The organism is Paenirhodobacter populi (assembly GCF_004022215.1).
Taxonomy (GTDB): Bacteria; Pseudomonadota; Alphaproteobacteria; order Rhodobacterales; family Rhodobacteraceae; genus Rhodobacter; species Rhodobacter populi.
The window spans coordinates 23161-36127 of record NZ_SAUZ01000016.1 but is presented as its reverse complement, the minus strand read 5'-3'; the positions used below and the strand labels follow the sequence as shown (position 1 = coordinate 36127).

11 protein-coding genes are annotated in these 12967 nt (G+C 67.7%); 9 read left to right on the top strand and 2 right to left on the bottom strand.

Going from position 1 to position 12967, the window contains the following annotated elements; genetic code table 11:
- The first annotated feature begins 4 nt into the window (after positions 1-4).
- From D2T30_RS14090 to D2T30_RS14070, 5 genes are read left to right on the top strand one after another with little or no spacing between them, the layout of a single operon-like run.
- Positions 5-409, top strand: a complete 405-nt coding sequence (locus tag D2T30_RS14090) for a carboxymuconolactone decarboxylase family protein (RefSeq protein WP_128184509.1) — start codon at positions 5-7, stop codon at positions 407-409.
- Between the two features lie 11 nt (positions 410-420).
- Complete coding sequence (locus tag D2T30_RS14085; RefSeq protein WP_128209394.1) at positions 421-1389, top strand: quinone oxidoreductase family protein; 969 nt, start codon at positions 421-423, stop codon at positions 1387-1389.
- Positions 1390-1432: 43 nt separating this feature from the next.
- Positions 1433-2191: an N-formylglutamate amidohydrolase gene (locus D2T30_RS14080; protein ID WP_128209393.1), complete on the top strand. Its 759-nt coding sequence runs from the start codon at positions 1433-1435 to the stop codon at positions 2189-2191.
- Between the two features lie 9 nt (positions 2192-2200).
- Positions 2201-2842 carry a cysteine hydrolase family protein gene (locus tag D2T30_RS14075; protein ID WP_128209392.1) on the top strand — a complete coding sequence of 214 codons (642 nt, stop codon included), beginning with the start codon at positions 2201-2203 and terminating at the stop codon, positions 2840-2842.
- Positions 2839-4134 (top strand): glutamine synthetase family protein, encoded by a 1296-nt coding sequence (locus tag D2T30_RS14070; RefSeq protein ID WP_128209391.1) that lies wholly within the window; start codon positions 2839-2841, stop codon positions 4132-4134. Before D2T30_RS14075 ends, D2T30_RS14070 begins: the two co-directional genes overlap by 4 nt.
- Before the next feature lie 130 nt (positions 4135-4264).
- Here D2T30_RS14070 and D2T30_RS14065 read toward each other — a convergent pair whose 3' ends face one another.
- Entirely contained in the window at positions 4265-5857 is a 1593-nt protein-coding gene (locus tag D2T30_RS14065; RefSeq protein ID WP_128209390.1) for an acetolactate synthase large subunit, read from the bottom strand.
- 124 nt (positions 5858-5981) lie between these two features.
- On the opposite strand from D2T30_RS14065, the gene D2T30_RS14060 reads away from it, so the two are divergent.
- The 4 genes from D2T30_RS14060 to bhcC all read left to right on the top strand — a co-directional run bounded on the left by D2T30_RS14060 (position 5982) and on the right by bhcC (position 12043).
- Positions 5982-6890, top strand: a complete 909-nt coding sequence (locus D2T30_RS14060; protein ID WP_164884311.1) for a LysR family transcriptional regulator — start codon at positions 5982-5984, stop codon at positions 6888-6890.
- 221 nt (positions 6891-7111) lie between these two features.
- Positions 7112-9181 (top strand): hydantoinase/oxoprolinase family protein, encoded by a 2070-nt coding sequence (locus D2T30_RS14055; RefSeq protein WP_128209388.1) that lies wholly within the window; start codon positions 7112-7114, stop codon positions 9179-9181.
- Positions 9178-10818 (top strand): hydantoinase B/oxoprolinase family protein, encoded by a 1641-nt coding sequence (locus D2T30_RS14050; RefSeq protein ID WP_128209387.1) that lies wholly within the window; start codon positions 9178-9180, stop codon positions 10816-10818. Before D2T30_RS14055 ends, D2T30_RS14050 begins: the two co-directional genes overlap by 4 nt.
- 61 nt (positions 10819-10879) lie before the next feature.
- Positions 10880-12043, top strand: a complete 1164-nt coding sequence (gene bhcC / locus D2T30_RS14045; RefSeq protein WP_128209386.1) for a 3-hydroxy-D-aspartate aldolase BhcC — start codon at positions 10880-10882, stop codon at positions 12041-12043.
- Between the two features lie 108 nt (positions 12044-12151).
- Here the strand turns inward: bhcC and D2T30_RS14040 are convergent, their stop codons facing one another.
- Positions 12152-12940 carry a GntR family transcriptional regulator gene (locus tag D2T30_RS14040; protein ID WP_128209385.1) on the bottom strand — a complete coding sequence of 263 codons (789 nt, stop codon included), beginning with the start codon at positions 12938-12940 and terminating at the stop codon, positions 12152-12154.
- Positions 12941-12967: the final 27 nt, after the last annotated feature.

Here is a 12967-nt window from a genome sequence, read left to right as displayed (position 1 = left end):
CCGGATGGCAACCGTGAAGCTGATGACCGATGCCGAGGCGGAGGCGATCCCCGCCGTCAAGGCGGTGTTCGACGACATCCGCGCGACCCGCAAAAGCGACTTCATCAACAATTTCTGGCGCGCGCTGGCCTTTGACCCGGCGCTGCTGAAGCGCACGTGGGAGGGGCTGAAGGCCGTGATGGCGACCCCCGGCACGATCGACCCGATGGTGCGGGAAATGATCTATGTCGCGGTCTCGACCGCGAATGCCTGCCAGTATTGCGTGCATTCCCACACCGCGCAGGCAAAGGCCCGCGGCATGACCGAGGCGCAGCACGCCGAGCTTCTTGCCATTGTCGCATTGGCGGCGCAGACCAACCATCTGGTGACGGCGATGCAGGTGCCCGTCGATCCGGAATTTCAGGTGTGAAGGAAAAAGTCATGGATATGGCATTCGTCGCGACCCGTCCCGGCGGCCCCGAAGTCCTGCAATGGACAGAGGTCGAAACGCCTGTCCCCGGCCCGGGCGAGGTGTTGCTGCGCCATACCGCGATCGGGGTGAATTTCATCGACACCTATTTCCGCTCGGGCCTCTACCCCTGGCCGGAAAAGACCCTGATCCCCGGCGGCGACGCGGCGGGGGTGATCGAGGCGGTGGGGCAGGGCGTCGACCTGCCCGTCGGCGCGCGGGTCGCCTATGTGATGCGCACCGGCGCCTATCGCACCCGCCGCGTGGTGCCGGCGGACCGGCTGGTGCTGCTGCCCGAGGGCGTGTCCGATTCCGTCGCCGCGAGCGTCATGCTCAAGGGTCTGACGGCGCAGTATCTGGTGACCTCCTCCTATCCGGTGAAGGCGGGGGATACGGTTCTGGTCCATGCGGCGGCGGGGGGCGTGGGGCTGCTGCTCGGCCAGTGGCTCGCGCTCCTGGGCGCCACGGCAATCGGCACCGCGGGCGGACCGGAAAAGGTCGCGCTGGCCCGCCGCCACGGCTATGCCGAGGTGATCGACTACACCGCCGGCGATTTCGTCCCCCGCGTGCAGGAGATCGCCGGTCCGAAGGGCTGCGCGGCGGTCTATGACAGCGTCGGGCGCGATACCTGGCGCGGTTCGCTTGCCTGTCTGGGCCGGTTCGGGGTTTTCGTGAACTTCGGCCAGTCCTCCGGCCCGATCGAGGGGTTCGGCCTGCCCGATCTGGCGCGGGGGTCGCTTTATGCCTGCCGGCCGACGCTGTTCGACTACATCGCCGACCGGGCGGATCTGCAAATGCGCGCCGCCGACCTGTTCGGCCGGATCGCGGCGGGCGAGATCCGCGCCGATGTCATCACCACCCGCCCGCTGAGCGAGGCGCCGCAGGCGCAGGCCGATCTTGTCGCCCGGCGCACGACCGGCGCCACGGTGCTGATCCCTTGACGGGCTTTCTTGACTGGCGCGGCAATCTTCGCAGGATAGGCGCATGACCGATCCCTCCCCCCTTCTTGGCCCGGATGACCGATCCCCGGTCGAGGTGACGAACCCCGAAGGCGCCTCGCCCATCGTGCTGCTGTGCGAACATGCGGGACGGGCGTTTCCCCGCGCGCTCGGCCCGCTTGGCCTGTCGGACGAGGCATCGCACCGCCACATCGCCTGGGACATCGGCGCCGAGGGTGTGTCGCGCGCGCTTGCGAGTCTGCTGGATGCGACGCTGGTGACGCAGCACTACAGCCGCCTTGTCGTCGACTGCAACCGCCCGTTCGAGGCGGTGGACCTGATCCCCGAGGTGGCGGATCTGGAACCGATCCCCGGCAATGCCGGTCTGACCCCCGCCGAGCGCCGCGCCCGGTTCGACGCGATCCACCGGCCCTATCACGACCGGGTGGCGCAGGTCCTCGATGCGCGGGGGCCGGGGGCGCGGATGGTGACGATCCACAGCTTCACGCCGATGCTGCGCCGCACCGGCGTGGCGCGCCCCTGGCATATCGGGCTGCTGTATATCCACGACGACAGGCTGGCCCGGCGGCTGAAGCCCGCGCTGGAAGCGCAGAACCCCGGCCTGATCGTCGCCTTCAACGAGCCCTATCAGGCGGACGAGATCAGCGATTACGCCCTGCCCGTCCACGGCGAGGGGCGCGGGCTGGAACATGTGATGATCGAGATCCGCAACGACCTTATCGCGACCCCGGCGGGGCAGGCCGAATGGGCCGGCAAGATCGCCGCCGCGCTGCGCGCCACCTGAGAGGATGCCATGCACCTGACCACCCGTGAAATTCCGCTCGACCCCGCGCGCTCGGCGATCCTGTTCATCGACGTGCAGAACTTTTCCTGCCGGCGCGAGGGGGGCGAGTTCAAGGACATCCCGCCCGCCGAGATCGAGGCCCGCTGCGGCTATTACTTCGACCGGCTGGAAACGCTGGCGGTGCCGAACATGCAGGCCCTGCAGGCCGGTTTCCGCGTCGCCGGGATCGAGGTGATGTATACCACCATCGAAAGCCTGACGAAGGACGGGCGGGACCGCAGTCTCGACTACAAGATCACCGGCTTCAACGTGCCGAAGGGGTCGTGGGACGGCAGGGTGATCGAGGAAATCGCCCCGGGCGAGGATGAGATCGTCTTGCCGAAATCCTCCTCCTCGGTCTTCGTCTCGACCCATATCGACTATATCCTGCGCAATCTGGGGGTGACGCAGATCGTGCTCTGCGGTTGCCTGACGGATCAATGCGTAGAATCGGCGGTGCGGGACGCCTGCGACCTTGGCTATCTGGTGACCTTGGTGCCCGATGCCTGCGCGACGATGACACAGGCGCGGCACGACAATTCGCTGCGCGCGATCAGGGGATATTGCCGGCAGGTGCCCACCGCCGACCTGCTGAAGGAGATCGGCCAATGATCCGCACGCCGCTGATCTTTGCCGGGACGGCCGATGTCTGCGGCAAATTCAAGGGCAAGGCCTTTCCGCTGGACCAGATGGAGCGGCGGGCGGTTTCCGGCATCGGCTGGACGCCGACCAATGTGCAGATCACCTGTTTCGACGCGATCGCGCCCAGTCCATTCGGCGCGCTCGGCGATCTGGTGATGGTGCCGGATCCCGCGGCACTGGCCGATGTGGATTACGAAGACGGCCTGCCGCCCGAGCGGCTGGTGCTGGCCGACATCCGCACGTCCGAAGGCGCCGCCTGGAACTGTTGTCCGCGGGCCATCCTGCGCGCGGCGCTTGCGCGGCTGAAAGAGGTGTCCGGGCTGGTGTTGCGCGGCGCTTTCGAGCATGAATTCCAGTTGATCGGGGCGCCCGCGCGGCCCGGCCTTGCCTATGCGGCCGAGGGGTTCCGCGCGCAGGCGGCGTTTTGCGGCACGCTGATGGCGGCGCTTGGTCAGGCCGGCATGGCGCCCGACACGATGATGAAGGAATATGGCGCCAACCAGTTCGAGGTGACGATCGACCCAGAGGACGGTCTGCGCATCGCCGATACCGCCGTCCTGCTGCGCGAGATCGCGCGGGCGACGGCGCTGCGGTTTGGCGAACGTGCGACCTTCACGCCGATCCTCGACCCCTCCGGGGTGGGCAACGGCGTCCATATCCACATGAGCCTGATCGATGCGGGCGGCAAACCGGCGGGCTGGTCCGCCGACGGGCCGGGCGGGATGTCGCCGGTCATGGCGAGCTTCGTCGCCGGGATCCTGCGCCATGCCGGGGCGATCGTCGCGCTGACCGCGCCCTCGGCGATTTCCTACGACCGGCTGACCCCGCATCGCTGGAGCGCGGCGTTCAACAACCTCGGCCTGCGCGACCGCGAGGCGGCGGTGCGGATCTGCCCCGGCACCAGTCCCGCGGGGTTCAACGTCGAATATCGCGCGGCCGATGCCGCCGCCTCGCCCTATCTGGCGCTGGCGGCGATCGTGCATGCGGGGGCGCAGGGCATCGCCGACGGTCTGCCCGCCCCCGGGATCACCGAGGAGGACCTGACCCTCGCCACGCCCGAGGCGCTGGCCGCGCGTGGGATCGCGCCCTTGCCGCAAAGCCTCGATGCCGCGCTGACCCGGTTCGAGGCCGATGCCCTTGTGCGGAGCTGGTTCCCAGCGGGCTTCCCCGAGGTCTATCTGGCCCACAAGCGCGGCGAGATCGGGGCGCTGGCCGGCAAGAGCGCCGGGGATCGCTTTGCCGCCTATGCGGAGGTCTATTAGCGCGCAGGCGGATGGGGGGCAAAGGGGGCGCTGCCCCCTCTTTGCGCTGACGCGCAAATTCACCCCCGGGATATTTATGGAAGAATGAAGGCGGAAGGGGTTTGGAAGGGCGACGCCGCCTGCGGCCCCTTCAGGCGAAGCGGACGTCGATCAGGAATGGCCCTTCACGTTCCAGCGCGGCCTGCATGGCGATCCGCAGCGAGGTCAGATCGTCCACCCGGATGCCCGGCACGCCCATCGACCCGGCCAGCGCGACCCAGTCGAGATCCGGACGGTCGAGCGACAGCATGTCCATCGCCGTCGGTCCGGGATCGGCCCCGACCTTGGTGTATTCGCCTTGCAGGATCGCATAGCTGCGGTTGTTCAGCAGCAGCGTGAGGCAGGGCAGCTTTTCCCGCGCCTGTGTCCAGAGCGCCTGCATCGTATAGGCGGCGGAGCCGTCGGCCTGCAGCCCGATCACCCGTCGCCCCCGGGCCGCGACGGCGGCGCCGGTCGCCAGCGGCAGGCCGCCGCCGATCGCGCCCCCGGTCACGCCGAGCCAGTCGAAGGGCGCCGCCCGGCCGTAGCGCGACGGCAGCCCGGCGCCCAAGGTCAGCGATTCATTCACGACGATGGCGTTTTCCGGGATCAGGTCGCAGACGACTTCGGCGAAACCCTCGGGCTCGATCGGGCCTTCGGGATGCGCGAAGGGGGTGGCGGGCAGCAGCGGGACAGGCTCCACCGTCACCGAAAGCGCCTCGGCCAGCCGTTGCAGGGCGGCGAGGGCGTCCTGATCCACGCGCGACAGCACATGGTGGTCGGCGGCCGGGTTGGTCACCAGACTCGGCCGGCCGGGATAGAGGAAGAAGCCGGTCGGCACCGGACAGTTCACCGTGATCACCGTGTCATAGGCCGCAAGTGCCTCTATCGCCACGTCCACCGGATAGGGAACCGCAGGAATGTCCAGCCGTCCGCGGCCCCTTGGCTGGATCGCGACCATGCCGCTGGCATAGGCGGTGAGTCCCGTCGCTTTGGCGATGCTGTGGACATAGGGCTGCGCCTCCAGCGTCAGCCCCGCCGTGCCCAGCACCATTAGCACATTGCCGCCGCGCCGGATCGCCTGTGCGGCATTCTCGATGGCGATGGGGTCGGGGGGCAGCGGCGCCCGCACCGGCTGGGGCGCGCCCACCGTGCCGCCCGCGCCCCAGGACACGTCGGCGGGCAGCACCAGCGTCGCCACCTGACCGTGGCCGGCACCCGACCCCGCCGCCGCGATGGCGCGGGCCGCATCGGGGCCGATCCGCTCGGGACTGGTCGAGACGCATTGCCAGCCCGAAACCGTCCCCGCCAGCGCCCGCACATCCGCAGTCAGCGGGCTGTCGAACGGCACATGCGGGATGGCATGGTCGCCGGTGATGTTGACGATGCCGCTTTGCCCGCGCCGGGCGTTGTGCAGGTTGGCGATGCCGTTCGCCAGCCCCGGCCCGCAATGCAAGAGCGTCGCCGCCGGCCTGCCTGCCACCCGGTAATAGCCGTCCGCCATGCCGGTGACGGTGTTTTCCTGCAAGCCGAGCACGCAGCGGATCCCCGGAATGCGGTCGAGCGCCGCGACGAAATGCATTTCGCTCGTGCCGGGATTGGCGAAACAGGTGTCCACGTCGCCTGCGACGAGCGTGCGCACCAGCGCCTCCGCCCCGGTCTGCGGGGCGGGCGCCTGATCGCTGGAGTTCCGGTGATCCGACATGGCTTCCTCCCATCGCTTTTCGCGCATAAGGGACCAGCCGGAGGCGAGTTGCAAGCCCCGCCGCACGTTGACAGCGGCCCGGATAACGGCTGGCATGTCCGCACCGCAATGGGGACAGGTCCGCATGAAACCCGATCTGAGAAGTCTGGAAATCTTTTACTGGGTCGCGGAATTCGGCAGCTTCCGCCGCGCGGCGGCGCGGCTGAACACCAGCCAGCCCGCCGTGTCGCAACGCATCGCCGCGCTGGAGGCGGATTTCGGCACGCCGCTGATCATCCGGGGGCCGCGCAAGGCGAGCCTGACCCCCAAGGGCCGCGAGCTGCGGGAATTCGCCGAGCGTTTCCTGCGGCTGTCGGACGAACTCGCCATGGCCTTCGCCGCGCCCAATTCCCACAGCGGGGTGATCCGGCTCGGGCTGGCCGAGACGCTGGTCCACACATGGCTGCCGGTCTTCATCGAGCGCGCGCACAATCTGTTCCCGAATGTCACGCTGGATATCGAGGTGGATGTCAGCTCGCATATGGTGCCGGCGCTGGTCGATGGTCAGGTCGATCTCGCCTTTCTGATCGGCCCGGTGCAGCGCCCGTCGATCCTGGACTTTCCCCTGTGTTCCTATCCGCTGGCCTTCGTCGCGCGGCCGGACCTGCCGCTTGGTTCCCCGGATGCGCGCGGCCTGATCCCGCGCGAGGCGATCGCACGCACCGCCGTCATCACCTTCCCGACCGAGACCATGCCCTATCAGACGGTGCGCGACCTGCTGGGGCAGGGGGGTGACGTGCGGCCGCGGCTTTACAGCAATTCCTCGCTGTCCTCGATCGTGCGGATGACGCTCGACGGCATCGGGGTCAGCGTCATCCCGCCCGCGGTCATCGGCCCGCATCTGGAAAAGGGAGAGCTGGTGCTGCTGAAAACCGACATGGAATTGCCTCGGCTGTCCTTCGTCGCGGCGATACAGGCCGGGCCGGACCGCGCGCTTTTGGAGGCGCTGGCGCGGCTGGCGCAGGAGGTCGCGGCGGAGCAGGATCTGCGATAAGCACCGCTGATCGGTTTTCTTTCGAAATCACGATTTGACCTGATCGGAAAACCGCGCTTTTAATTCCGGAAAAGAACCATAATCGTCCCGACACCGAGGTTTCCAGATGTTGTTGCCTGACCGTCAGGCGGCGCTTTCGCGCCTGTCCTTATCCGCATATCCGGTCGCGGATCTCAGCCCTTTCCCCGCACCGACCCAGACCCTTTGAAGAGGATCAGACCTTGACGGATACACCCTTCATCCGGATCGGCATCGACATCGGTGGCACCTTCACCGATCTTCAGATCCTGAACGAAAAAGACGGCACACTTGCCAGCCTGAAGACACCGACAACGCCCGAGGATCCGGCCATCGGTCTGGTGACCGGCCTGCGGCAGGCGGCGGACCGCTACGGGTTCGAGCTGGGCGACATCCGCCTGCTGATGCACGGCACCACCATCGCGACCAATGCGGTGCTGGAACGCAAGCTGGCGAAAGGCGTGCTGCTGACCACCGCGGGCTTCGAGGACGTTCTGGAAATCGGCCGCCATGCCCGGCGCGACATCTACAACATCCGGCAGCGGCGCGAAGCCCCGCTGGTGCGCCGCGACCGGCGCTTCGGCGTGCCCGAACGGATGCGCGGCGACGGAACGGTGGAGCTTGCGCTGGATCCCGCGGCGCTCGAACCGCTGGCCGCGCGGATCGAGGCGGCGGGGGCCGAGGCGGTCGCGGTCTCGCTGCTCAACTCCTACCTCAACGACAGCCATGAACGCAGGATCGGCGACTGGCTGGCCGGCCGCTTCCCCGATCTGCCGGTGTCGCTGTCGGTCGACATCAGCCCCGAGATCCGGGAGTTCGAGCGCACCTCGACCACCGTGCTGAATGCGCTGCTGCTGCCGGTTGTCGGCGGCTATCTCGACCGTCTGGCCGCCCGCCTGTCCGAGGCGGGCATCGCCGCGCGGGTGTTGCTGGTGCAGTCGAACGGCGGCGTGTGCAGCCCCGACGTCGCCCGCCGCCAGCCCGCGCGCCTGCTGCTGTCCGGCCCGTCGGGCGGGGCGCTCGCGACCCAGAGCATGGCCGGGGCCCTGTCGCGCCCCAACCTGCTGGGCGTCGACATGGGTGGCACGAGCTACGACATCTGCGTGGTCAGCAACGGCGCCATCACCCAGATGACGCAGGGCGAGATCGACCAGCTGCCGGTGCGCCTGCCGATGATCGAGATCCGCACCATCGGTTCGGGCGGAGGCTCGATCGCCGCGATCGACGATTCCGGCCGGCTGCGCGTCGGCCCGCAAAGCGCCGGATCGCGCCCCGGCCCGGTCTGCTACGGGCGCGGCGGAACCGAACCCACCGTCACCGATGCCAACCTGTTCATGGGCCGGCTGGATGCGCGCTATTTCCTTGGCGGGGCGATGAAGCTTGACCTCGACGGATGCCGCGCGGCGGTGGATGTGCGCGTGGCGCAGCCGCTGGGGCTGAGCGCCGATGCCGCGGCCGAGGGGATGCTGACCGTAGTGAACGCGAGCCTCGCCGCCGCGGCGCGGCTGAGCCTGTTCGAAAAGGGCCTCGATCCGCGCGATTTCACGCTGGTGTCCTTTGGCGGGGCGGGCGGTCTGCATGCCATCCCGGTGGCCGAGGAACTGGGCGTGAACGAGGTGGTCTTTCCTGCCGATGCCTCGACCTTCTCGGCCTATGGCATCCTGCATTCCAACATCGTCCATGACGTGGCGCGCAGCCGCATCCTGCCGCTGAACGTGGAAAACCTGCCGGTGATCGGGCAGATGCTCGACGATCTTCTGGCGCAGGGCGCCGCGCTGCTGGCCGCCGACGGCGTTCCGCCCGAGGCCCGGGTGCTGACTGTCTCGGCCGATCTGCGCTATCGCGGGCAGGCGTCGGAACTGGTCGTGCCCTGGGGCGATGCCGCGGCGACCGAGGCGGCGCTGGCGCGGCTGGCGGCGGATTTCCATGCCGGGCATGAACAGCGCTTTTCCTATTCCAACCCGGTGGCGCCGCTGGAGCTTGTGGCGCTGCGGGTCACGGCGACCGGGCTTCTGTCGGGCGGGACCGAGCGGGCCGCCGACGTGCGCCCGCCCGCCGGGGTCGAGGCCAGCGAAACCCGCCCGATGCTGGCGGGCGGGGTCTGGATGGACGTTCCGGTCTATCGCCGCGACCGCATCAGCGGTGAAATCCGCGGCCCCGCGCTGGTCGAGGAAGAATACACCACCATTCTGCTGTCGCCGGGCTGGAACTGCGTTCCCGGCCCGATGGGAACCCTGATCGCCCGCAAGACCGGTAAAGGAGAAGCCGCATGACCACCACTTCATCCGCCATCGATCCGGTCACGCTGGAAGTCCTGCGCAACGCGCTGACCGCCGCCGCCGCCGAGATGGACGTTACCGTCTGGCGCACCAGCCGGTCGACCATCGTGCGGGAAATGCTGGATTATTCCACCGCCGTCTTCGACCGCGACGGGTTCAATGTCGCGCAGGCGGCGCGGATTCCGCAGCACCTGAACTCGATGGGGGCCGGGCTGCGCACCATCGTCACCGACTACCTGCCGCTCGACCAATGGGCGGAGGGCGACGTTATCGTCACCAACGATCCCTATTGCGGCGGGCAGCATATTCCCGACCTGCTGGCCTTCCGTCCGGTCTTTGTCGACGGGCGGCGCATCGCCATCGTCGGAACCCTGTGCCACCATCTGGACATGGGCGGCATGGCGGCGGGCAGCTATGCCGCCACCGCGACCGAGATCTTTCAGGAAGGATTGCGAATTCCGCCGCTGAAGCTCGTCTCGAAAGGCGTGCTGAACGCGGACATCATGGCGATGATGCGCCAGAACGTCCGCCGGCCGGAAATCCTCGATGGGGACCTGCAGGCGCAGCTTGCCTCTCTGTCCGTGGGTGAGGTGGGACTGAAGGCGCTGGCCGCACGCTTCGGCGCGGATGTGCTGGTCGAGGCCTGCCGGATGCTGCTCGACGGATCGGAACGCGCGGTGCGCGCGATGATCGGCCGCATCCCCGATGGCCGCTACAGCTTTGAGGATTTTCTGGACGATGACGGCATCGTGCCGGATCCGATCCGCATCCATGCGACGATCGAGGTCAGCGGCGACGAGATGGTGATCGACCTGTCGGGCTGCGGTCCGCAGGCCGCGGGGCCGGTGAATGCCACGCTCGCCTCCTCGGCCTCGGCGATCTATTACGCGGTGCTGTCGGTGGCGGATCAGCCGATCGCCGTCAACGCGGGCTGCTACCGGCCGGTCAGCGTCATCGCGCCGGACGGGCTGATCGTCAACCCGCGCCATCCAGCGCCCGTGGCGAACCGCATCGCCGTTTCGCACCGTCTGGCGACGACGCTGTTCGGGGCGCTGCATCAGGCGGTGCCGGGCCGGGTTCCGGCGGCCTATTACGGTGTCTCCTACGTCTGTTCGTTCCAGACCATCGGCGCCGTCGGCGAGCGTGGCGTTCTGGTCGAGATCGAGGTGGGTGGCTCCGGCGCCTATGACGATCAGGACGGCGTCAGCGCATGGGCCTTCGGGATGCACAACAATGCCTCGATCCCGGTCGAGATGATCGAGGCGGACGTGCCCCTGACCATCACCGGCTATGGCCTGCTGGACGGATCGGGCGGCGCGGGCCGGCAGCGCGGTGGCCTTGGCCTGTTCCGCGAATGGCGCGTCGACAGCCCCGAGGCGCTGTTCACCGCCAACCTCGAACGGTTCAAGTTCCGGCCCTATGGGCTCGAAGGCGGGGAACCCGGGCGCGAAGGGCGGCTCTATCTGATCCGCGACGGCGAATGGCGGCCGCTGCCGTCCAAGGTCAACAACCTCGCGCTGGTGCAGGGCGATGTCATCCGGCTCGAAACCTCGGGCGGGGGCGGGTATGGCCCGATGGCCGAGCGGGGCGCCGCCGATCTGGAAAACGACCGGATCTGCCATTACGCCTGATCGACACGCCGTGCCCGGAGCCCGGGCGCGGCATCTTTGCCCGGATCCGAGGAACGCCACGATGACCATCCCGCAAACCTTCGCCGGTCTTGAACCCGGCTTCGACATTCCCGCACTGCCCGGCATGGACGAGGCCGAAATCCAGACGCCCTGCCTGATCCTCGATCTGGACGCGCTGGAACGCAACATCCGCAAGCTGGGCGATTATGCCCGCGCGCAGGGCATCCGCCACCGGGCGCATGGCAAGATGCACAAATCGGTCGATGTGCTGAAATTGCAGATCGAGTTGGGCGGCGCGGTCGGTGTCTGCTGCCAGAAGGTGTCCGAGGCCGAGGTCTTTGCCCGCGCCGGGATCGGCGATATCCTCGTCTCCAATCAGGTGCGCGACCCGCTGAAGATCCGCCGCCTTGCCCATCTGCCGAACTACGGGGCGGAGGTTGCCGTCTGCATCGATGACATCGACAATGTGGCGGAACTTTCCGCTGCGGCGCAGGCCGCGGGCACGGAGCTTGGTTGTCTGGTCGAGATCGATTGCGGCGCGAACCGCTGCGGCGTCACCGATCCCGCCGAGGTCGTTGCCATCGCGCAGGCTGTCGCGGCGGCGCCCGCACTGCGGTTTCGCGGGCTGCAGGCCTATCATGGGTCGATGCAGCATCTGACCTCGCATGCCGAGCGCGCGGCGCGCTTTGCCGCCGTCAGGGTGCAGGTCACGGAAACGGTGGCGGCGCTGGAGGCGGCGGGGCTTGCGCCTGAACTGGTTTCCGGCGGCGGCACCGGATCCTATGATTTCGAGGCGACCTCGGGCATCTACAACGAGCTGCAATGCGGCTCCTACGCCTTCATGGATGCGGATTACGGGCGGGTGCAGGACGAAACCGGCACGCGGTTCGACGGGGGCGTATGGGAAAACGCGCTGTTCATCCTGACCTCGGTGATGAGCCATGCGAAGCCGGGCAAGGCGATCTGCGATGCCGGTCTGAAGTCGCAATCGGTCGACAGCGGGTTGCCCGTCGTCTTTGGCCGCGACGATGTGCGCTATGTCAAATGCACCGACGAGCATGGCGTGATCGAGGATCCCGGCAATGCACTGGCGATCAACGAGCGGTTGCGGCTGGTGCCGGGGCATTGCGATCCGACCTGCAACATCCACGACTGGTATGTCGGTCTGCGCGGCGGCAAGGTCGAGACGCTCTGGCCGGTGTCGGCGCGCGGGAAGGCCTATTGAGCCTGCGCTTGCGGATAGCAGGAGGGGGCGCCGCCCCCTCGCCGGCGGAGCCGGCTCACCCCCGGGATATTTATGGAAAGCCGACAGGGCCGGCATTTCGGGGTGGCGTCAGTCGAGGATATGTTCCGCCTCGGTCTTCTGTGTCGGGGGGAAAGGGCTGAAATCGGCCCTGACCGCGCGGCGGTTCAGGATATGGATCAGGCGCACCTGCACATAGGCCGCATGTTCGGGCAGGATGACGGAAAGCTTTGCCAGATCCTTGCGGCGCACCGTGTCGATGATTTCATCATGCTGGGCGAGGTTCAGCGTGAACTGTTCGTTCTGGTGTTCGGTTTCCGGCAGCTCGTTGCGATAGGTCCAGTTCAGCACGCGCGACACCAGCCGAAGGATCTTCAGCGCATAGTCGGCGATCAGCTGATTGCGCATGGTTTCGTAGAAACACATGTGGAATTCGGTGTTGATGTCGGTGATGCGCAGGTAGTCGCGCTGGTTCACCGCGACGACATAGCGTTGCTGGATCGCCTCCAGCTTTTCCAGAAGGCCCGGATAGTCGATCTGCAGCCTGTGGCTGAGCATGGCTTCGCAGAACTGATGCGCCTCGATCAATTGGCCGAAGTCCTCGAAGCCGAGGGGGGCGACGAAGGCGCCGCCGCGGTTCGCGCGGAGCTGGACGAAACCCTCCATCGCCAGCCTGTTCAGCGCCTCGCGCGCAGGGGTTCGGCCAAGGCCGAAATCGGAGATCAGCAGGCGTTCATCGATCCGGCTGCCGGGTTCCAGCGTCAGGTCCATGATCCGGGCGCGCAGGAATTCGACGGCGGCATCCACCTGCGAGACACCGGCGGTGTCTTCGGGCGATCTCTTTCTGCGCGGGGTGGGGCGCGATGGCGTTCGTGTCATTCGTTGTCCACCAGTCAGAGAAGATCG